Annotated in this window: 19 protein-coding genes; 2 read left to right on the top strand and 17 right to left on the bottom strand. The window is 43.3% G+C overall.

The window, feature by feature from the left end; translation table 11 throughout:
• Positions 1 to 14: 14 nt before the first annotated feature.
• The 11 genes from hisS to NQ508_RS05155 all read right to left on the bottom strand — a co-directional run bounded on the left by hisS (position 15) and on the right by NQ508_RS05155 (position 13,336).
• A complete protein-coding gene (gene hisS / locus NQ508_RS05205; RefSeq protein ID WP_006427076.1) occupies positions 15 to 1,286 on the bottom strand; it encodes a histidine--tRNA ligase in 1,272 nt (423 codons plus the stop codon).
• Positions 1,271 to 2,776: a coproporphyrinogen dehydrogenase HemZ gene (gene hemZ, locus NQ508_RS05200; protein ID WP_006427077.1), complete on the bottom strand. Its 1,506-nt coding sequence runs from the start codon at positions 2,774 to 2,776 to the stop codon at positions 1,271 to 1,273. Before hemZ ends, hisS begins: the two co-directional genes overlap by 16 nt.
• 47 nt (positions 2,777 to 2,823) lie before the next feature.
• Entirely contained in the window at positions 2,824 to 3,447 is a 624-nt protein-coding gene (locus NQ508_RS05195) for an MBL fold metallo-hydrolase (RefSeq protein ID WP_006427078.1), read from the bottom strand.
• A gap of 4 nt (positions 3,448 to 3,451) precedes the next feature.
• The gene (locus NQ508_RS05190; protein ID WP_006427079.1) at positions 3,452 to 5,797 is read right to left on the bottom strand and encodes a RelA/SpoT family protein; all 2,346 of its coding nucleotides are present in this window, start codon (positions 5,795 to 5,797) and stop codon (positions 3,452 to 3,454) included.
• Positions 5,798 to 5,829: 32 nt separating this feature from the next.
• Complete coding sequence (locus NQ508_RS05185) at positions 5,830 to 6,354, bottom strand: adenine phosphoribosyltransferase (RefSeq protein ID WP_006427080.1); 525 nt, start codon at positions 6,352 to 6,354, stop codon at positions 5,830 to 5,832.
• Positions 6,355 to 6,454: 100 nt separating this feature from the next.
• Positions 6,455 to 8,215 (bottom strand): single-stranded-DNA-specific exonuclease RecJ, encoded by a 1,761-nt coding sequence (gene recJ / locus NQ508_RS05180; RefSeq protein WP_006427081.1) that lies wholly within the window; start codon positions 8,213 to 8,215, stop codon positions 6,455 to 6,457.
• A gap of 109 nt (positions 8,216 to 8,324) precedes the next feature.
• On the bottom strand, positions 8,325 to 10,490 hold the full coding sequence (locus tag NQ508_RS05175; protein WP_006427082.1) for a protein translocase subunit SecDF: 2,166 nt from the start codon (positions 10,488 to 10,490) through the stop codon (positions 8,325 to 8,327).
• 27 nt (positions 10,491 to 10,517) lie between these two features.
• The gene (scfB, locus tag NQ508_RS05170) at positions 10,518 to 11,915 is read right to left on the bottom strand and encodes a thioether cross-link-forming SCIFF peptide maturase (protein WP_006427083.1); all 1,398 of its coding nucleotides are present in this window, start codon (positions 11,913 to 11,915) and stop codon (positions 10,518 to 10,520) included.
• A gap of 212 nt (positions 11,916 to 12,127) precedes the next feature.
• The gene (gene scfA / locus NQ508_RS05165; protein WP_022415003.1) at positions 12,128 to 12,268 is read right to left on the bottom strand and encodes a six-cysteine ranthipeptide SCIFF; all 141 of its coding nucleotides are present in this window, start codon (positions 12,266 to 12,268) and stop codon (positions 12,128 to 12,130) included.
• 73 nt (positions 12,269 to 12,341) lie between these two features.
• Positions 12,342 to 12,716 carry a TIGR04086 family membrane protein gene (locus NQ508_RS05160; protein ID WP_044919797.1) on the bottom strand — a complete coding sequence of 125 codons (375 nt, stop codon included), beginning with the start codon at positions 12,714 to 12,716 and terminating at the stop codon, positions 12,342 to 12,344.
• A gap of 74 nt (positions 12,717 to 12,790) precedes the next feature.
• A complete protein-coding gene (locus tag NQ508_RS05155; RefSeq protein ID WP_006427085.1) occupies positions 12,791 to 13,336 on the bottom strand; it encodes a stage V sporulation T C-terminal domain-containing protein in 546 nt (181 codons plus the stop codon).
• A 160-nt stretch (positions 13,337 to 13,496) separates the two neighbouring features.
• On the opposite strand from NQ508_RS05155, the gene NQ508_RS05150 reads away from it, so the two are divergent.
• Complete coding sequence (locus NQ508_RS05150) at positions 13,497 to 13,943, top strand: GatB/YqeY domain-containing protein (RefSeq protein ID WP_006427086.1); 447 nt, start codon at positions 13,497 to 13,499, stop codon at positions 13,941 to 13,943.
• Positions 13,944 to 14,084: 141 nt separating this feature from the next.
• On the opposite strand, the gene NQ508_RS05145 is transcribed toward NQ508_RS05150, so the two are convergent.
• From NQ508_RS05145 to pth, 3 genes are read right to left on the bottom strand one after another with little or no spacing between them, the layout of a single operon-like run.
• Positions 14,085 to 15,128, bottom strand: coding sequence for a peptidylprolyl isomerase (locus NQ508_RS05145; RefSeq protein WP_006427087.1), 1,044 nt, complete (start codon positions 15,126 to 15,128; stop codon positions 14,085 to 14,087).
• Positions 15,129 to 15,144: 16 nt separating this feature from the next.
• A complete protein-coding gene (mfd, locus tag NQ508_RS05140; RefSeq protein ID WP_006427088.1) occupies positions 15,145 to 18,525 on the bottom strand; it encodes a transcription-repair coupling factor in 3,381 nt (1,126 codons plus the stop codon).
• A gap of 3 nt (positions 18,526 to 18,528) precedes the next feature.
• Positions 18,529 to 19,113 (bottom strand): aminoacyl-tRNA hydrolase, encoded by a 585-nt coding sequence (gene pth / locus NQ508_RS05135; protein ID WP_006427089.1) that lies wholly within the window; start codon positions 19,111 to 19,113, stop codon positions 18,529 to 18,531.
• Between the two features lie 145 nt (positions 19,114 to 19,258).
• Here pth and NQ508_RS05130 point away from each other — a divergent pair, with 145 nt between their 5' ends.
• Positions 19,259 to 19,693, top strand: coding sequence for an FMN-binding protein (locus NQ508_RS05130; protein WP_006427091.1), 435 nt, complete (start codon positions 19,259 to 19,261; stop codon positions 19,691 to 19,693).
• A 42-nt stretch (positions 19,694 to 19,735) separates the two neighbouring features.
• On the opposite strand, the gene NQ508_RS05125 is transcribed toward NQ508_RS05130, so the two are convergent.
• From NQ508_RS05125 to sigG, 3 genes are all read right to left on the bottom strand, one after another.
• Complete coding sequence (locus NQ508_RS05125; protein ID WP_006427092.1) at positions 19,736 to 19,999, bottom strand: hypothetical protein; 264 nt, start codon at positions 19,997 to 19,999, stop codon at positions 19,736 to 19,738.
• Between the two features lie 26 nt (positions 20,000 to 20,025).
• Positions 20,026 to 20,673, bottom strand: a complete 648-nt coding sequence (locus NQ508_RS05120) for an HAD family hydrolase (RefSeq protein ID WP_155115962.1) — start codon at positions 20,671 to 20,673, stop codon at positions 20,026 to 20,028.
• A gap of 114 nt (positions 20,674 to 20,787) precedes the next feature.
• Positions 20,788 to 21,564, bottom strand: a complete 777-nt coding sequence (gene sigG, locus NQ508_RS05115) for an RNA polymerase sporulation sigma factor SigG (RefSeq protein ID WP_006427094.1) — start codon at positions 21,562 to 21,564, stop codon at positions 20,788 to 20,790.
• Positions 21,565 to 21,670: the final 106 nt, after the last annotated feature.

The following is a 21,670-nucleotide window of genomic DNA, read 5'->3' as shown; positions in this document are numbered from 1 at the left end:
GTTTCCTATATATCTTATAAATTTTCCACGGAATCTGCATAACAGTCCACGATTTCTGTATAACCGTCTTCAGTAAGCTGTTCTTTCTGGAACTTTTTATTCTTCTTCATGTTGACGATCAAGACCTGTTTTCCTGCCTGACGGTCTGCCTTTGCAAGTGACATAACCTTTAAAAGCCCTTCTTTTGTCATCTTCTTCTCTAACAGATATGCTTTCTTCTCTTTTATAGTCGGAACTTCATATCCATTTTCCAGAAGCAGCATGACGATTCGTTCGAATCCGATTGAGAATCCACATGCAGGTGTATCCTGACCGGTGAATTTACCGATCATCTTATCATAACGGCCGCCTCCGGCTACAGATCCGCCGAAATCATCCATCGTCACTTCAAAGATCGTTCCTGTATAGTAAGACTGTCCTCTTACAAGTGTCGGATCGAATTTGATATTGAATTCGCATTCTTTTGCGGTCTCAACACTGGAAATGATCATTTCCATACTGTCTGCTGTCTCTTCACTTAAGCAGTCGCCCAGTTTTTCTTTCAGAAAACGGATACCTGTTACATCTGGTGCTACATCCTTAAATAACTGAAGATAAGTCTCTACATTTTCCTTTAGATATCCCATCTCTTCTAATTCTTTCGCAACACCTTCTGCACCGATCTTGTCCATCTTATCCAGAATGATGAAGACTTCATCATAATCATCCTCACGGAAACCACTGTAAGCAGCCATTGCTTTCAGGATATTACGGTCATTGATACATACCGTAAAGTTCTGGAAGCTTAATTTGCCAAGCATAGCTGTCGTTGCAAGGATCAGTTCGATCTCTGCGAGATTTCCCGGCTCTCCTAAGATATCAATATCACACTGCATGAACTGTCTGAAACGTCCTTTCTGCGGACGGTCTGCTCTCCATACATTACCAATCTGCAATGCCTTAAAAGGTGCCGGCAATTCATTCGAATGGTTTGCATAATATCTGGCAAGCGGTACGGTAAGATCATAACGCAGTCCTCCGTCTACCAGATCGTTTTCTTCTTTTGCTGTATCGATCTTCAGTTTTTCTCCTCTTTTTAAGATCTTGAAGATCAGTTTCTCGTTGTCTCCGCCCTGTTTGCTGCACAGGTTCTCGATATGTTCCACACATGGTGTCTCGATGGAACAGAATCCGTATGTTTTATACGTCTCTTTGATCAGTCCGATCAGGTAATCACGGATCTCCATCTCACGTGGGAGCATGTCTTTCATACCGGTAACCGGTTTCTTCTTTAATGCCATAACCATTCTCCTTTGCGTTCTATCATTTCGTCGATCCTGTCGATGTAGGCATCTACCGCCTTGACATTCTCCTGACGGATCAGACGCGTCATTTTCTTCTTTTTACTGCCCGGCATAGGAATCGGATCCTTCAATACAATCTTTGTCGATGCTCCGGCTCCTGCGGCAATAATAGATTGTTTTTCTTCCATAATAAGTATATTGTATATTCCGGCTTTGTCAACCTTTGCATACCCAACATTTTCAAAATTCCCCGCAATATTCTTCTGTCTGTACAGATAATACGGGAAAAGATCCATCTCTTTTGCTGCCTTTGCAGCCCTCTCGATCATGCCGGAAAGGATCTCATGCGTCTCTTTCGCATCCCGGTTCAAATCCTCCATCTCCATTCTGGCTGCTCTTTTGATCGCCAGTGAATGCACTGTCAGACTGTCCGGATGCATCTGTGCGATCTGTGCCAATGTATCTTCCATGTCAGAAATATCTTCTCCCGGAAGTCCTGCGATGATATCCATATTGATATTATCGAATCCAGTCTTTCTGGCCAGTGCATAGGCTTCTTTTATCTCTTCTACGGTATGTTTTCTTCCAATCACATCCAGCGTCTTCTGCTGCATACTCTGTGGATTAATGGAAATTCTTGTAATGTCATGATTCTTTATGACTTTCAACTTCTCTTCTGTAATGCTGTCCGGTCTTCCGGCTTCCACTGTATATTCCAGCAGGTATTCTCTCGAAAACTTCTCATCGATCCAGCTCATCAGCCGTTCCAGCTGCTCTGCCGTCAGCGTTGTCGGCGTACCTCCGCCGATGTAGATCGTATTTAATTTTTTGTTTTTCGAGCGTTCTGCGATAAATTCCAGCTCTTTGCAAAGTGCATCCACATATGCATCCACTTTTTCTTTCCAGCGATCCAGTGGTCCGGAACTGAAAGAACAGTAAGAACAGACCGATGGACAGAACGGGATTCCAACATACAGGCTATATCCGTTCTCGTAATCCAGTTCTTTTAAAATTTTCTGTTCTCTTTCGGCAATCTCCCATGCAAGAGCTGCTTTTTCTCCTCTCACTCTCGCACTTTTCCATGCCCAGTTAATATAATCTTCTTTTTTCCATCCGGCTTCCAGTTTCTGCATAGCAAGCTTGGTCGGGCGCACTCCCGTAAGCACTCCCCACGCAAGCGGCTCTCCTGTAATCCTTTCCAGCTGATCATACAGGCTCAGATCAATCTGCCGTTTTCTTTCTTTTTTCTGGCTCTCCTTCTCTGAATCTTCCTGTATCTTCCCTGTGCTTTCATCCCGACCTGCTGTGTCAGTAATTTCCACGGTGTTCTCAAATCCCACGGAAATTTCACGATCATCCGGCAAATGTACCATTACATAATTAGAGGCTTTTTCATCCGTCTTACAGGATACTTCCTGTGACGGATAAAAAGCCTTTAATATATGATACGCATTATAAGTATAAGACTCGCTTTTACATATAATCTGAATCATTCTATTTCTCCATTCCGTTTTCTTTCACTGTCTTTTCTTATCGTTCATTATACAAATGGATTATGACGCTTTTCATAACCAATCGTCGTCTCTTCCATATGCCCCGGATATACATGCGTCTCTTCCGGTAATATCAAAAGCTTTTCTTTTACAGAACGGACCAGTGCTGATGCACTTCCACCTGGGAAGTCCGAACGTCCGACGGATGTACGGAACAATGTATCACCGCTAAAAAGAACATCTTCCTGTTCCATATAATAGCAGCATCCGCCCGGTGTATGTCCCGGTGTATGGATCACACGGAACTGAAAGCCTGCAATTTGAAGCTGCTGTCCGTCTCTGACCGGAACCGCATCCGCGAACTGATATCCTCCGCGCATATAACCAGAAGACAGATTGCTTTCACCGTCCATCATCATCGGTAGATCTGCTTCTTCCACATATACTGGAACTTTTATATCTTCCATCACATCGGAAAGTCCCATAATATGGTCAAAATGTGCATGTGTCAGAAGTACAGCCTTCAGCTTCAGTCCCTGCTCTTTCACGGCATTCTTTAATTTTGCCGGATATGCTCCCGGGTCAACCATGACCGTATCCTTTGTCTCTTCATTGATCACCAGATAACAATTGGTACCGATCATTCCCACTACGTATTTTTCTATCTTCATACTTTTAGCCTGTTGCCCTTTCTATATCTATGATTCCGGAAAGCTGCTGCAGCTTCTTCACGATGCGCTCCAATTCTTCACGGCCGTGAACGATGAATCCCATCTCGATCGTTGCCGTTCCCTTCTTACTGGTACGGACATTCATAGATTTGACATCTACGTTTCCCTCAGTGAAGATTCGGGATATCTCCATCAGAAGTCCCTGCTGGTCATTCGCATACATCTTGATCTCTGCAAGATACTGACCGCCGGATTTTTCCGTCACTTCGGTCTCCCACTCTGCAGGAATCAGTCTTGCACGTTCCGATTCGGACAGGTGGATCATATTGATACAGTCCGTTCGGTGAATGGAAAGTCCTCTTCCACGTGTAACAAATCCGACGATCTCATCTCCCGGTACCGGGTTACAGCATCTGGAGAAACGGACTGCCATATCATCAATTCCCTTGACAACAATGCCACTCTTTGACTTGGCAATGTGTACTTTATTCTTCGCTGCTTCTGCCACTCTCTCCAGAACAACTTCATCGGTAATTGCCTGTCTGTGATCTTTTCCATATTCTTCAGCAAGACGATTCACGACCTGGCCTTCTTTTAAGCCGCCATGTCCGATTGCCGCCAATACAGAATCCCAGTCTTTGAATCCGTATTTTTTCTGAACAATCTCCTGATATTTCGGCTGGATGATATTTGCAACATTGATACTTTTCGCTCTGCAGTACGTCGCAATCATATCCTTACCGCGGATGATATTGCTTTCCTTGAACTCTTTCTTGAACCACTGGTTGATCTTATTCTTTGCCTGGGTACTCTTTACAATATTCAGCCAGTCACGGCTTGGTCCCTTGGAATTCTGGGATGTCAGGATCTCGATTCTGTCGCCATTCTGAATCTTATAATCAATGTTAACAAGTTTTCCGTTGACTCTGGCTCCTACCATCTTGTTACCGACCGCACTGTGGATCGCATAAGCAAAATCGATCGGAGTTGAACCATTCGGCAGGTTCTTTACATCTCCCTGCGGAGTAAAGCAATAGACATCCTCTGCAAACAGATCCAGATCTCCTTTGATCAGGTTCAGGAATTCTCTGTTATCCGACATGTCTCTCTGCCACTCCAGGATCTGACGCAGCCAGCTTAACTTCTCTTCCTCCTGTGCCTCCACACTCTTCTTACCGTCATTGGATTCTTTATACTTCCAGTGTGCAGCGATACCATATTCAGCTGTCTTATGCATCTCTTCTGTACGGATCTGGATCTCGAACGGCTGTCCGACCGAACTCATCAGTGTCGTATGCAGTGACTGGTACATATTCGGCTTCGGCATAGCAATATAGTCTTTAAAACGTCCCGGAATCGGCGTATACATCTCATGGATCACACCCAGCGCCGCATAACAGTCTTTTACAGATTCTACTATGATACGCACAGCAAACAGATCATAGATCTGGTCAACCGTCTTATCCTGATTCACCATCTTCTTATAGATACTGAAGAAATGTTTGACACGTCCGTTGACCTCTGCTTTGATATTCGCATTCTTCATATGTGTCGATACTTCTTCTACGATCTGCTCTACGAATTCTTCCCTCTCTGTCTTTCTTGCATTGATCTGGTTCACCAGGTCATAGAACACCTCCGGCTGGGAATACTTAAGTGCCAGGTCATCCAGTTCCGTCTTGATCTTAGATATACCAAGACGCTGTGCGATCGGCGCATAGATGTCCATCGTCTCTTTCGCTTTTTCTTTCTGCTTTGCCGGCGTCATGAACTGCAAGGTACGCATATTATGCAGACGGTCTGCCAGTTTGATAATGATCACACGGATATCCTTCGCCATGGCAAGGAACATCTTACGCAGGTTTTCTGCCTGTACCTCCAGTTTATCCGATGAATAAGAGAGTCTTCCCAGTTTGGTAACTCCATCTACCAGAAGTGCTACCTCATCTCCAAATTCCCTCCGGATATCTTCTTCCGTAAACTTTGTATCTTCTACCACATCATGCAGCATACCTGCCGCAATCGTCTCTTTATCCATCTCCAGATCAGCCAGAATGATCGCTACCCACAAAGGATGGATGATATATGGTTCTCCGGATTTCCTGCGCTGATCTCCATGCGCCTTTACCGCCAGCTTATAAGCCTTTTCAATCATAGAAACATCTGTGGACGGATGATACTTTCGGATACGGGCAATTAACATGTCATATAACCGGTTCGGGTCCTCATAATCTTCCTGAGATTTTACCGCATGCCCGTCTACAACTGCAAGCCCTTTCGTGTGATCTTCTGTCAGTGCTTCCGGTGCGATCCGGTTGTCCAGTGATTCATAGGTTGTCTTATCAGACATATTAACGCCTCCTTCCCTTGATTTCTCTCTTTTTATTTTCCAGGATATGTGATCACAGCGTCCACATCATATCCTTCTAATCTTTCTCTTCCTTTTAACCCGGCAAGTTCCATCAGAAATACTGCTTTTACCACTTCTCCGCCGAGGCTTTCGATCATCTTCACCATAGCCTCGTTGGTTCCGCCTGTAGCAATCAGGTCATCAATAATAACCACTTTCTGCCCCGGCTTGATTGCATCTTTGTGCATCTCGATCGTGGCTGTGCCATACTCCAGTTCATATTCAACAGAAACCGTCTCGCATGGGAGTTTTCCTTTTTTTCTGATTGGGATAAATGGCTTGTGCAGATTATATGCGATCGGTACACCAAAGATAAATCCTCTTGATTCCGGTCCTACAACCACATCAAAATCCACGTCTTTTAATTTTTCCTGCATCAGGTCTATCGCCAGATGTAATCCATCTGCATCCTGAAGGATGCTTGTTACGTCTCTGAATATAATTCCCGATTCCGGAAAATCCGGAATACTTCTTACATACTCTTCTATCGGTTTCATGATACTCTCTCCATTTCTGTCTAAAATACAACTTTAAGTATACCATTACTCGTTCTGATTTTCAATCTATGGTTTTCACACTGCAACGAGAGAAACCAGCTTAACGGTAATGTGTGATCACAATCTGCGGTGTTCTCTTTCCCATATATTCATTGATATCGGGATAATAAGTCACCGCAATTTTTATATGACCGCCTCTGCCTTGTAAAAGAGCATCCACCTCCATGCGCCCGTAGGTCTCTTCCATATTCTTTAAGAATCCTTCCACATTCTGGAACAGCATGGCTTCTATGACACTTCCGTTTGCATCCTGTGCCTTTATCTTCAGTACATTTCTGTTCTTTCCAAGTATTCTCGCTCCCAGAAGCGTCACTCCGCGTGCGGCAAATATCGGCTTTGTATTCCCTTTTCCGAATGGTTCCAGAAGTTCCAGCTCTTTCACCAGTTCTTCCGTCACACAAAGAAACGGCATCTCCATATCAATCGTGACTTTTTCTTTCATTTCTTCTTCCGTCAGGGTGCAGTTCTCATTCAGTCTTCTCCGGAATTCTGCGATATTCTCTTTTTCCAGAGAAAGTCCTGCTGCCAGCCGGTGTCCGCCAAACTTCGTCAGGATATCTTTGCATTTATTCAGTTCCTCATACATATGATATCCGTCGATCGACCGTCCGGATCCTTTCGCACCATCCTCTGCATCCGTCAGTACGAATACCGGTTTGTAATAGCATTCCCTTATTCTTCCCGCAACAATCCCCGCAAGGCTTTCATGACAATCCGGCAGATAGATGACCAGTACCCTGTCGTCGGATAAATCTGTCGTCTCCACCTGTTCTTTCGCAAGCTTTACTGCTTCTTCGGTCATATCCTTTCTGCTGTCATTTAATGCTTTTAAATCACCCGCAAGAATATCCGCTTCTTTCTGTGTACGCACCCGCAGAAGTTTCAGTGCCCGCTTTGCTGTATCCAGCCTCCCGCTTGCGTTGATACAGGGGCCCAGAACAAACCCTATATGATAAGAATTCAGACTTTCTTTATCAATTCCTGTACATTCTATCAGTGCTTTCAGTCCCGGATTCTTCGTTCGCTTAAGCATCTGCAGTCCTTCTTTGACAAAGATCCGGTTCTCATCCTCCAGATCCATCACGTCACCGACCGTTGCGATTGCAACATTTTCAATCAGATCATCCAGATCAGTGGAATCTTTCCCCATGCTTTCCCACAACGCCTCCATCAGTTTATATGCAACCGCCGCGCCACAGAGTCCCTTGAACGGATATACACAGTCCTTCTGCTTCGGATCGATCACTGCATCCGCTGGTGGAAGTCTGTATATCTTTTCTCCGTCTATTTCATCGAACGGGATCTCATGATGATCCGTTACGATGATCGTCATGCCCAGTTCTTTGCCATATGCAATCTCATTTGCTGCTGCGATTCCATTATCACAGGTAATGATCGTATCGATTCCGGCATCGTAAGCCCGGTCGATCAGATGCCGATTCAGACCATATCCATCACCTATGCGGTCCGGAATATCACTGTCCACATATGCCCCGAGACGTTCCAGCCCCTCCAGCAAAATATACGTCGCATTCACACCATCAATATCATAATCTCCGATCACCCGGATTTTCTTCTCCTCTGCAATCTTTTCTTTCAAAATGTCAATCGCCTTATCCGCATCTTTCATCAGCATCCCATCATACAGATCACTGATCGTTCCATTCAGATAACGTTCGATTGCCTCTTCTCCGATCACATCCCTGTTGCGGATCAGGCATGCCAGTCTCGGACTAATCTGATATTTCTTTCCTATCGCTTCAAAATCTGCACCTTTGCGCAGCAGAACCCATCGTTCCATTTATCTTTATCCCCTTTGTATCTGTCCGTCAAAATATTATGTCTCTATTTTAAAAAAAGCAGTTATGCCCTGTCAATAGGCATAACTGCTTCCCGGTTCATTTTATGATCTATTTTTTCTTTTTCTTTGGCTGTGCTTTTTTGCCGACTTTCGTCTTCATTACATACCACAGTGCTCCTGTAACACATACAGAAGAATATCCACCGCAGACGATACCTACCATCAGAGGTGCTGCGAACTCACGAATAGAACTTACACCCATAATAAACAGTACCGCAACCATGATAAATGTTGTCAGTGAAGTATAAATACTTCTTGTCAGTGTCTGTGTAATACACTTATTTACAAGTTCTGACAGATCTGTATTTCTCTTCATAAGCGGAAGTTCCTCACGGATACGGTCAAAGATTACGATCGTCGCGTTGATCGAATAACCTACAATCGTCAGCATACAAGCAATAAATGTACCTCCGACTGAGATTCTGGATACTGCATAGAATGCCAGTACAACCAGTACATCATGTAATAATGCCAGCACCGCACTTGTAGCAAAACGTACATCTTTGAAACGGAACCAGATATAAAGCAACATAAAAATTGTTGCCACGATCACTGCGATCACTGCATCCTGACGCATCTCATTACTGATCGTTGAACTGATATTTTCCGCTGTGATATCAGATTCTTTTACACCAAAATTATCTTCCAGTGCCTTATTTACCTTCTCACGTTCAGACAGACTTAAAGTTACTGTCTTGATGACTACCTGTTTTGTTCCGGATACTTTCTGTGTCTGGATATTATAATCTCCTGTCACTTTTTCTACAACAGGAACGATCTCTTTATCAATCTCATCGATGGAATAATCTTTGTCAAACTTCACATTCATAGATGTTCCGCCCTTGAAATCCAGACTGTAAGCCAATGCCCCGTTACCCTGGGCAGAATGTACTCCCATAACCACGAATCCTGCAAGGATCATTGCAATAGAAATACTGAAGAACACTTTCTTCTTGCCAAGGAAGTTGATTGGCTTTCTTTCTTTCATCTTATGGTAATACAGACTCTCTTTTCGGATTCCGATTCCATAGAACGCAAACACGATCATACGTGTAATCACCAGTGCTGTAAACATTGATACCACAATACCGATTGCCAGAGTCTGCGCAAATCCTTTGACTGTTCCGGAACCTTTAAACCACAGAACCGCAGCCGCGATCAGTGTTGTCACATTACCGTCAACAATTGCTGACATAGCTTTCTGGAATCCTGATTTTAAGGATACTTTTACACTTCTTCCTCTTGCCATCTCTTCACGTACACGGGCAAAGATGATAACATTCGCATCTACTGCCATACCAATACTTAAAATGATACCGGCAATACCCGGAAGGGTCAGCGTTACATCAAACGCATTCAATATTACAAGTACGATCTCTGTATAGATGACCAGCGCAAGGCTTGATGCCAGTCCCGGAAGTCTGTATACAAAAATCATGAACAGGAATACAAGGATCAGACCAATAATACCGGCTTTTAAACTTGTATTCAATGCCTGTTCTCCAAGCTGTGCTCCTACTACATTGGAACGCAGCTCTTCAAGCTGAAGTTTCAGTCCACCGATACGGATCGTAGATGCCAGATTATCTGCTTCTTCATAAGTGAAGTCGCCTGTAATATAGGCCTGTCCACCTGTGATCTCAGACCGTACGACCGGACTTGAGATTGTCTCACCATCATAGATGATCGCAATCTGTTTTCCGATATTTTCTTTCGTTGCCGTTGCAAATTTGCTGGTACCTGATTTGGTCAGATTCAACTCTACAGAATATTCTTTATTCCCCATGTCATCCTGACCGGTTTTCGCAGACGCACTCTTAACATCTGTTCCCGTAAGAACTGTTTCTCCATCCGCTGTCTGGAATGAAAGGGAACCTGGTTTTCCAAGTTCATCCAGAATCTTATTGGCATCTGTAACACCAGGGATCTCAATGTTAATACGGTCATTTCCTTCCTGGTATACACTTGCTTCTGTACTGTACTGTTCTACACGCTTTTGCAGTTTGTAGATCGTATCGCTCATCTCTTCTTTGGTCGGATTCTTATCTTTTACCTGATAGGTAATACTTACACCACCGGCAAGATCCAGACCAAGTTTGATGTTTTTCATCGCACCGGACTTAGATTTGCCAATTCCTGTAATCACAGTAAATCCAAGTCCGACGATGAGAATTACAGCCAGAAGCAAACTCAGTATGCTTTTTGACTTCTTCATCGTTCTCCTACACATCCTCTCGAAATATTATTCTTCATCTGCAAGTGCTGCCTTCATCATGATCGCACACTCTACACGTTTCCTTTGCATCTCACAGCCGATCTCATAAGTATCATGGATCGTACCATGGAAATTATAAGAGTTTGCCATGCATCCGCCGCTGCAGTAGAATTTTGCAAAGCAGTTTCTGCATTTATCTTTGGAATACACATTGCAGCTTCTGAAATCGTCAGCAATCTCCGGCTTCACGATTCCATCATCCACATTACCCATCAGGAAATCATCCTGTCCGACAAACTGATGACATGGATAGAGGTCTCCCCATGGTGTAACAGCCAGATACTCTGTTCCGGATCCACAACCGGATAAACGTTTTGCCACACATGGTCCACCATTTAAATCTATCATAAAATGGAAGAAATTAAAGCCTTTTCCTTCTTTCTCGCGTTCGATCATCATCTTGGCGAGTTTATCATATTCCTCCATGATCTTAGGAATATCTTCCTCCCTGATCGCATACGGATCACTTTCATCTCCAACAACCGGTTCAATCGACATCTGTTTGAATCCGAGGTCTGCAAAATGCATGATATCATTGGAGAAATCCAGATTATTTCTTGTAAATGTACCACGAATGTAATATTTTTCCTGATTTCTGCTTTCTGCAAGTTTCTGGAACTTCGGAACGATCAGATCATAACTTCCTTTTCCATTTCTAAACGGACGCATCTGATCATTGATCTCTTTACGTCCATCCAGGCTCAACACTACATTGTCCATTTCTTTATTTACAAATTCCTGAATTTCATCATTTAACAGCACTCCGTTCGTTGTGATTGTAAAACGGAAATGCTTATTATGTATCTTCTCCTGCTCTCTTCCGTAAGCTACCAGATCTTTTACCACCTGCCAGTTCATCAGAGGCTCCCCGCCGAAGAAATCTACTTCCAGATTACGGCGGTTACCAGAATTCTTGATCAGGAAGTCCAGCGCTTTCTTACCGACTTCATAGCTCATAAGTGCTCGTCTTCCATGATATTCCCCTTCTTCTGCAAAACAGTATTTGCAAGCAAGGTTACAGTCGTGTGCAATATGCAGGCACAGTGCCTTTACAACTGTCTTTCTCTTCTTTACTTCTTCGATCATGCATTCATATGTATCTTTTACAAATAACTGACCGCCTTCTGTCAGTTCGATCACGTCTGATAATGCATCTTCAATGTCGGATGTTTCATATTTGTTTCCAAGTGTCTGTAAAAGCTTTTCTTTTACATCCGCTTCTTTTAACGATCCGGCAGTTGGTTCTGTTTCTGACTTGTTCACTTCCGCGATCACGTCATAACAGACATCATCTACTACATGTACAGATCCGCTGTACACGTCCATAACGATATTATATCCATTATTACGGTACTGATGAATCATATCCTTTGGTACCCCTTTCTCATTTTTCTTATTTCATATCGGGAATTTCCCGTTATCTTTCTACCCGTCAAAAACCATATGTTGTCAAATAATCAAAAAACAATTCCGCAGACAACTAAAAAAGGTCCACCGGACCTTTTCGTCACATGCATGGCAACAAGAAACAGCGGACCCTAAAGACCGCTGTCCCAAGTATCCCATATCTTTTTAAATTATTTGCTCTGTTCGCAAGTCTGGTTTCCTACTGTGCAGGATGTCTTACATGCTGACTGGCATGATGTCTGGCATTCGCCACATCCGCTTTTTTTCAGATTGCTGTTCATAGGTTTATTCAATGATTTTACATGTTTCATGTTCGTATCCCTCCTTACTATTGCTTAACTTACGTTATTATAACATTTTGACATAGGTTTCGCAATCTTTTTCTTAGGATATCATTCCGCCTGCCATACCACCTCCCGCACACAGCGCAAATGTTATCAGAATCTCTGTTCCACTTCCGTGAAATGTACGATAGATTCCCCATGTAATCAGTAACAGAAATGCGAAGTACAGAATTCCAAGTACAATTCCCCACAAGAAACGTCTGATCTTTGCAAGTTTACCCGCCACAAGTCCACCGGCAAATGTAGAGAGCAGATAGACCGCTGTGATCCCTGCTGTCACAGCTTCTTCCGTAAGTTCGAATTTATACAGCGCCATTGCCAGTATCATCAAAAGGATTCCGGTCACTACATATGCTGCCAGAAGAGATTTCAGTATCCACATGATCCACACTTCATTTTGTCCCTTTTTTCCCATGCTTTCCCTCCTCATCTATCACAGATTATGAAGGAAGCATCTGATTTATGCGCTTATTTTTGTTTACAATCGTCCTATTGTTCCATCTGTTTGCCCAGAACCTTTGCCGTATATTCCGCAAGACAAAGCTCTGTATCTTTGAACCTGTCCGTACGTTCCTGATTCAGCAGAAAAACCGCACCGATCACATCACCTGCACACAGAATCGGACTGATCACCTCCTGTTTATAAGGTTCTGATACACTCACGATCGGTACATATCTTTTTTCCCCGGCTTTGGCATTCCGTGTTTTTCGTTCTTTCAGAAATTCTCCAAGCTCTCCCGTAATATCTTCATCCTGAATCTCTTTCTTTCCATTTCCCGCTGCTGCCACTACCTGATCCATATCACAGATCCCCACCAGGCATTCCAAAACCTGCGACAGACTTTCCGCATACTGCTTTGCAAATGCAGACAGTTCCCCTATCGGTGAATATTTCTTCAGAATAATCTCACCTTCTCTGTCTGTAAATATCTCCAGCGGATCGCCTTCCCTGATCCTCAGTGTCCTTCTGATCTCTTTTGGCACGACCACACGCCCCAGATCATCGATTCTTCTTACGATTCCTGTTGCCTTCATAGCATTTATCTTCCTCCTGATTTTTCTGTTTTTTCCATATTTTCTAACATATGGCTAGTATGCTGAAAACAGCAAGGAATTATTCATGCAGATATTAGACTGGATATTTTTTCAATAGTTTTGTATAATAGTTGGAAGAAAATATTAGGAGGAATGAATCATGAGTAAAATTGATGAAGTACGTGCTGATATGGTCAAAGCCATGAAAGCCAAAGACAAAGACACAAAGGAAACTTTATCCATGCTGCTTGCAGCTCTTAAGAATAAAGCAATCGACAAACGCGAAGACCTGACACCGGAAGAAGAGACTCAGGTAATCTTAAAAGAGATCAAGCAGACAAAAGAGACCCTGGATATGACTCCTGCAGATCGTACAGAGATCATCGAAGAATGCAACAAGCGTCTGGCTGTTCTGGAACAGTATGCTCCTAAGATGATGGATGAAGCAGAGATCAAAGAAGTCGTTGCTTCTGTTCTTGCAGAGATGGGACTGGATGCTCCTACCGCAAAGGATAAAGGCAAGATCATGAAGAACCTGATGCCTAAAGTAAAGGGAAAAGCTGACGGCAAGCTCGTCAACGAGATCGTATCTACTTTCATGAAATAAAATCTTCAAGAGCTGCCGCTGGCAGCTCTTCTTGTATACTATGGTATCTACAGAACCGCCACCTGCTGCTTCTTCCGAACGCATAGTGATCACAAAATAATGGGCAGCACCCGATGGATGCTGCCCATTATTTTAATCCTCTTAGTTACCAGAAGTACTGCCTGTTCCGGTTGTACTTGTGTCTTTGGCTTTCACACTCAGTTTTGTAAAGCTAATCTCATTCCAGCTACCTTTATGGACTGTAATCTTTTCTTCTTTTTTCCATTTCTTTAATACTTTTTTATAGTATTTATCCTGTTTGTCTGTGATCATGGACTGTTTCTTAGTCTCTGTAGCCGTTTTATCATTGAGGCTTGTAACTTTTGCCACATAGCATGCAGTGTCACCTTCGATCACATCCGTCGTCTCGCCTTCTCCTAATTTGTCTGCTGCTTTTACGACTTCCTTAGACGGACTTACTGAATCCGAATCAAACGTGGCATCTTTGGCTTCTGTTCCCTGTTCCGTTGCATACGCAGCAAAATCTTCTGCTGTCTTTGCACCTTTGGCAAATGCCTCTGCCGTCTCTTTGTTTTTTTTCTTTTCCGCTTCGGATACTGTAGTATCTGATGAGCTTGAAGAATCAGATGTTATACTATAATCAAATTCTACATACTGCATATGCTTCTGTGTCGCTTCTTCATCCGTTACTTTCACATTCGCATCTGCTACAATTGCCGCACGCATTTTCTGTTCGATCGCCATCAGTGTCATGACACGTTTTACATTTTCCTTAGAACCGGACACCTTGTCTTTTTTCTTCTGTGAATTGGCTTTGTCAAATTCTTTTGCCGCATCATTGATTGCTTTTTTATCGGCCTTTGTAAGCTTCACATCATAATCTTTCATATGTTCTTCCAGAAGAGCCATATTCTTCAGATCATCCAGAAGTGTCTCCTTGATAGACTCTTCATATGTCTTGCCGTCTGATGCATTTCTGCTCCACATATCATCACCGCCGAGATAGCTTGCAAAGTACGTTTCGTACTGAGCCTGTGTATATCTTGCATAGAAATTTGCAACACCTGCCGTAATCTCTTCATCCCCTGCTTTTACGACTACTGCATCGTCCTTCCGTGATCCACATCCGATAAGTGATGCTGCCATAATTCCTGCCAGTGCTAATATTAATGCTCTTTTTTTCATTTATCCTAACCTGCCTTTATTTGCTTAATGGGTCAATTATACCGCTTTTTTCTTCGCCTATCAATCTTTTCAACCCATTTAACACATTTTTTGTACTTTCCAATGCGTCTGTCTGCTTCTCTTTCAGATTCCTTCTCTTCTTCTCATAGATAAAGCATGGCTGCACCCCATCCGCTTTGAACGTCAGCTCGCCACGAAAATCTTCAATCAGCTTCGGAATCCGCTCCGGATGTACTTTTGCTTTTTCATACATGGTAAATGTGTAAACCTCGCCTTTCTGCTCGACCGCCGTTACATACAACTGATGTGCCTGTGCCTTCAGAGCCGCTACTTCCAGAAGCTTTTCTACTTTCTTCGGAATATCTCCGAAACGGTCGATCAGTTCTTCTGTCATATCTTCCATCTCTTCTCTGTTCTCGATTGCAGCGATCCGTTTATAAACATCCAGTTTCTGATATTCATTCGGAATATACGAAGCCGGAATAAATGCATCCACATTCAGATCCATCGTCGTTGTAAATGTCTCCTCTTCTTCCATCTCGCCTTTCAGCTGCTTCACCGCCTCGTTCAGCATCTTACAGTAAAGGTCATATCCGACTGCTTCCATATGTCCATGCTGTTCTGCTCCTAGAAGATTGCCTGCTCCGCGGATCTCAAGATCCCGCATTGCGATCTTGAATCCCGAACCAAGATCCGTAAACTCGCGGATGGCCGCCAGTCTCTTTTCAGCCACTTCTTTTAACATCTTGTCTCTCCGGTATAGAAGGAATGCATATGCCATACGGTTAGAGCGTCCGACACGCCCACGCAGCTGATAAAGCTGTGAAAGGCCGAGACGATCCGCATCGTGGATGATCATCGTATTCGCATTGGAAATATCCAGTCCGGTCTCTATGATCGTTGTAGATACCAGTACATCAATCTCACCATTAATGAAATCATACATAATCCGTTCCAGTTCGTGTTCCCGCATCTGTCCGTGTGCATAGGCAACCGTCAGATCCGGCACCAGTTTCTGCACATGTCCTGCCACTTCATCAATATCTTCCACGCGGTTGTAGACATAATATACCTGTCCCTGTCTTGCGCATTCCCGTTCAATTGCCTCACGTACCATCTCATCGTTATATTCCATGACATACGTCTGGATCGGCATACGGTCGTTCGGCGCTTCTTCCAGCACACTCATGTCACGGATTCCGATCAGGCTCATATGAAGGGTTCTCGGGATCGGAGTTGCCGTAAGCGTCAGTACATCTACATTTTCCTTTAATTTCTTGATCTTCTCTTTGTGCTGTACTCCAAATCTCTGCTCTTCATCAATGATCAGAAGCCCGAGATCCTTGAATTTCATATCTTCACTTAACACTCGGTGTGTTCCGATGATAATATCTACCAGCCCCTTTTTCGCATCCTCGACTGTCTTCTTCTGCTGCGCCGGCGTGCGGAATCTGCACATCAGATCGATCCGCACCGGAAAGTCTTTCATACGCTGCACGAACGTCCGGTAATGCTGCTGTGCAAGGATTGTTGTCGGAACCAGATAGACCACCTGTTTACTCTCTTGTACTGCTTTGAATGCCGCACGGATCGCAACTTCTGTTTTTCCGAATCCGACATCGCCACAGACCAGACGGTCCATGATCTTGTGGCTTTCCATATCTTTTTTCACAGCCTCGATCGCCATCATCTGGTCTTCTGTCTCTTCAAACGGGAACATCTCTTCAAATTCCCGCTGCCAGACAGTATCTTCTCCATAGACATAACCATCCTGTTCCTGTCTCGCCGCATACAGCTTCACCAGATCCCTTGCAATCTCTTTTACCGCACCGCGCACCTTTGTCTTGGTCCGGTTCCATTCCTGCGTTCCCAACTTGTTCAGTTTCGGTTTCTTGGCATCGGCACTTGCATATTTCTGGATCAGATCCAGCTGCGTTGCCGGGATATAAAGATTTCCGCCCTGTGCATACGAAATCTTCATATAATCCTTCGAAATCTTGTCTACGACGATCTTCTCGATCCCCTGATAGACCCCGACACCATGATTCTCATGGACCACATAGTCTCCCGGTTTCAGTTCCGAAAAGCTCTGGATCTTACGGCCTTCATATGTCTTTCTCTTTTTCTTCTTTTTCCGTTTGCCGAAAATGTCCGACTCTGCGATCACAGTGAATTTGAGCATCGGATATTCATAACCTTCTGCGATATATCCGTATGCCGTCATGATCTCTCCCGGCTTCACTTCCCGGTCCAGATCTTCACTGTAATAACTGCTCAGATTATAATCTCTTAAATCTTCCGCCAGACGCTTCGCACGGGTCCTGGAACCTGACAACAGAATTACCCTGTATCCATTTCTTTTTAACCGTTTCAGATCCTGTGTCAGCATTTCAAAACTGTTATTATACGGATTCACACTTTTCGCCTGGATCTCATAAGACTCTCTCACTTCCAGTCCTTTGCATTTCATCCCCAGTGCATAGAATCCGATACTACTGTAACAATTGATCTTTTTCAGGATCTCAGTGACCGGAAAGATTTTTGCTTCTTCCTCTTCCAAATCATATCCGCTTTCCAGACGTTTCTTCTGTGCTTCCATGAATTCATCTTCAATATTCTGTCCACGCTCCACAAGACGTACCGGTTCATCCAGAAAAAGGATCGTATCCTCCGGTGGAAAATAATCCAGAAACGAGACACCCTTCTCACCATTCTGTGGGAATTCTACCGCCGGATAGATTACAATATCCATCAGATTTTCGATCGACCGCTGGCTCTCCACATCAAACGTACGGATGGAATCCACCTCATCTCCCCAGAGTTCGATACGCACCGGAAGTTCTTCCGTCAGCGGATAGATATCCAGGATTCCTCCACGTACCGCAAACTGTCCAGGTCCTTCCACCTGCACTTCCCGGTCATAACCTATAACCGAAAGCTTCTCTGCCATCTCATCCAATTTGAGAACGCTGTCATTTTGTACCTTAAGTACTTTTTCCGCAATACTTTCCTTCGGTGCCAGATGATCCATGAAGCCGTCCAGGCTTGTCACAACCGTTACCGGTTCACCCGAAAGCACTGCCTGGATTCCTTCCATTCTCTGCTTTACCAGTTCTTTACTTCGGATATCTGCCTGATAGAAGAGAAAATCTTTCGCCGGATACAGATACGTATTACTGTCCAGGAAACGGTATTCTTCATAGATTTGTTTTGCTTTTGTCTCACTGGAACAGGCGATGACTTTATATTTACAGCCATCGCCAAGTGCATACATCATATGAGATTTCTGGGAATTCACACATCCGCACACACGGATCATTCCCACATCTTTTTTCTTATTCTTGCAGAGTTCTTCAAACTCTGCCAGTTCTTTTAACGGCCCGATTAAGCCCTGCATCTTTTATGCCTCCTTAGGCTTTACTTTCCTGTTATACTGATTCATGGCAGCCTCGATCTCTCCATTTAAGATCATTCCCACCGCATGGTCTGCGCGGTCATAACCTTCTTCCATCAATTCACGGTCTTCTTTTGAAAAATGTCCCAGCACATAATCCGCCAGGTCATATTTCTTCGGCTTCTCACCTACCCCGATCTTGATTCTCGGAAATACATCCGTTCCCAGATTGGCAATGATATTCTTGATTCCGTTATGCCCTCCGGCACTTCCTTTTTTACGGATCCTTAGCTGTCCCACATCCAAACTGATATCATCATAGATCACCAGAAGTTCATGTTCTTCATCGATCTTATAATAATTGACCAGTTCTCTTAAGCTTTCCCCGCTGAGATTCATGTAAGTCTGCGGTTTTACCAGAAGCACTTTCTGACCCTCAATGATTCCCTTTCCGACCAGCGCTCTTCCTTTTCTTCCATCTACAGAAATATTATATCTGTCCGCCAGCATATCTATGACATCAAATCCTACATTGTGTCTGGTTCCTTCATACTGAAGTGTAGGATTCCCAAGTCCTGCAATAATAAACATAATTCTTCACCTTCCATTTCTTTTACCATTCTACAAGAACCTTTCCCATTTGTCACGGAAAAATTAAATGAATAATTCTTCCACTTTTTTCATACATTATAGAAAATAAAACAATCTTTGAAATAAAATACCAGGAGGTCTCGCTATGAGTTCCAAAACCAAAATTGTTGTACTTCACATGAAGGAAATCATCTATACCGTTATTTTTGCAGTATTAGCCATTGTTCTGATCCTGCTTTTGATATTCATGTTCCGTCCCGGACACCATTCCGGATCCAATGATAAGAAGATCTACACTCCCGGAATCTACACTTCCGATATTACGTTGAATAATACTGCTTTAGAAGTTGAGGTCACAGTGGATGAAACGCATATCAATTCAATCCGTTTTACGAATCTGAATGATTCCATCACAACCATGTACCCTTTTATCGAACCGGCGATTGAAGATATTGCCGAACAGGTCTATAAAAAACAGTCTCTTGAGAATATACAGTATTCTTCCGATACTCCTTATACTTCCCAGTTGATTGTTCAGGCCATTGAAAACGCACTAAAAAAAGCCGAAACTACAAAGTAGTCGCGGCTTTTTCTTTTGCTCTCTTTTGTTCTTGTTCTGATCTTAACCCTCAACGATAAGATAACGTCCATCTGGAAGTGCAAATACTTCCGATGCCTCTTCGATCTCTTCATCAGACATTCCGCTGATATCCATTCCCTCCTGATCCAGGAATTCTTTAACTTCTTCAATGCTGTCTACGATAGAAGCCATACAATCCTCCAGAAAAGCCTCAGCCTCTTCTAAAGTCTCAGCAACTGGTTCGTCAAACAGCTGTCCCTGGTTCAGGATAAAGGTCTTCAGACATTCTTCATCATATTCGTACATACATCTCAACCTCCCTTATCGTAATATTACACAAACTGCAACAGTTCTTCCGGTCTTTCGATCAGATGATCTGCTCCCGCAGTTTCTAACGTTTTCCTGTCCCGGAATCCCCACAGCACACCTATTGTCTTAAGGCCTGCATTCTTTCCGGTTGCCGCATCGACTTCCGAATCTCCGATATACAGACATTCTTCTTTCGATACCTGCATCTGCTCCATCAGATACCAGACTCCGTCCGGTTCTGGTTTTCTGCGGATGCCGTCTTTTTGTCCCTGTGCATAGTCAAAAATGTTATCTCCAAAGATTTCTTTTACAACCTTTACCGTCTGACGGTCCGGCTTATTCGAAAGGACTGCCAGATGGATTCCTCTGTCTTTCAATGCTTTTAACATCTCCGGAATCCCCTCGTAAAGTGTTACATGATATATACAATTCTGATCAAATATACGTCCGTAAATTTTCATTCCTTCTTCAATTCTTGAAGCCTTAGGATCCCCCGACACTTTCAGAGATTCTTCGATCAGAACTCTTGCTCCGTTTCCGACAAACATTCTGCACTGATCCTTTGTGATCTGGGAGAGCCCCATCTCCTTCAGTGTCAGATTCACAGAATATGTCATAGATTCCAATGTATTTGTTAATGTTCCATCTAGGTCAAATATACAAGCTTTCATTATACAAATCCCTCCTGCAAATATCATAGTATGAGACTGTCAAAAATGCAATACTAAAAAAATCTATCAGACTTTTTTGTCATATACATGACACACAAAGCGATACGCCAGCCCTTAGATAAGGTACTGGCGCATTGTTTTCAACGCATTCTTTTCAAGTCTGCTCACCTGAGCCTGTGATATCTGTATTTCATCTGCAACCTCCATCTGTGTTTTTCCCTGAAAAAACCGAAGCTTTATAATATACCGTTCCCTCTCTCCCAGATGTTTCATTGCTTCTTCCAATGATAAATCTTCTATCCACTTTTCTTCTTTATTCGTCTGATCACTTAACTGATCCATTACATAGAGTGCATCTCCTCCATCATTGTACACCGGTTCCTGAAGGCTCATAGGTACCTGGATTGCATCCAGTGCAAATACAATATCTTCTTTGGATATTCCGATCTCCTCAGCGATTTCCTGTACTGTAGGCTCTTTCTGATTCTTCTTCATATAGTTTTCCTTAGCATAAATTGCCTTGTATGCAGTGTCTCTGAGTGACCGGCTGACTCTTATGGAATTATTATCTCTCATGTACCTTCTGATTTCTCCGATAATCATAGGTACTGCATAAGTGGAAAATTTTACCTCTAATTCTGTATTAAAATTATTGATTGCTTTAATAAGGCCAATACAGCCAATCTGGAACAGATCATCCGGATTCTCTCCACTTGCACCGAACCTCCTTATTACACTTAAGACAAGTCTTAGATTACCTTTGATATATTCTTCTTTCGCTTCCTGATCTCCCGCTTTAATACGCACAAACAAAGCTTCCTTCTCCTTTTCATTCAGGATCGGAAGCTTTGCTGTATTCACACCACATATTTCTACTTTTCCCTGTGCCATTGCGAACCTCCTGTCAGAATCTTCTCTATCAGTTTCTAGTAAAATGATTCTCCATATCGCACAGGCTTATGCGGATTCTTATGAAATTAAAAAAACTTTTACTCCT

It is taken from the genome of Dorea longicatena, from assembly GCF_025150085.1.
Classification (GTDB): domain Bacteria; phylum Bacillota; class Clostridia; order Lachnospirales; family Lachnospiraceae; genus Dorea_A; species Dorea_A longicatena.
This window is presented reverse-complemented; position numbering and strand designations above follow the sequence as displayed.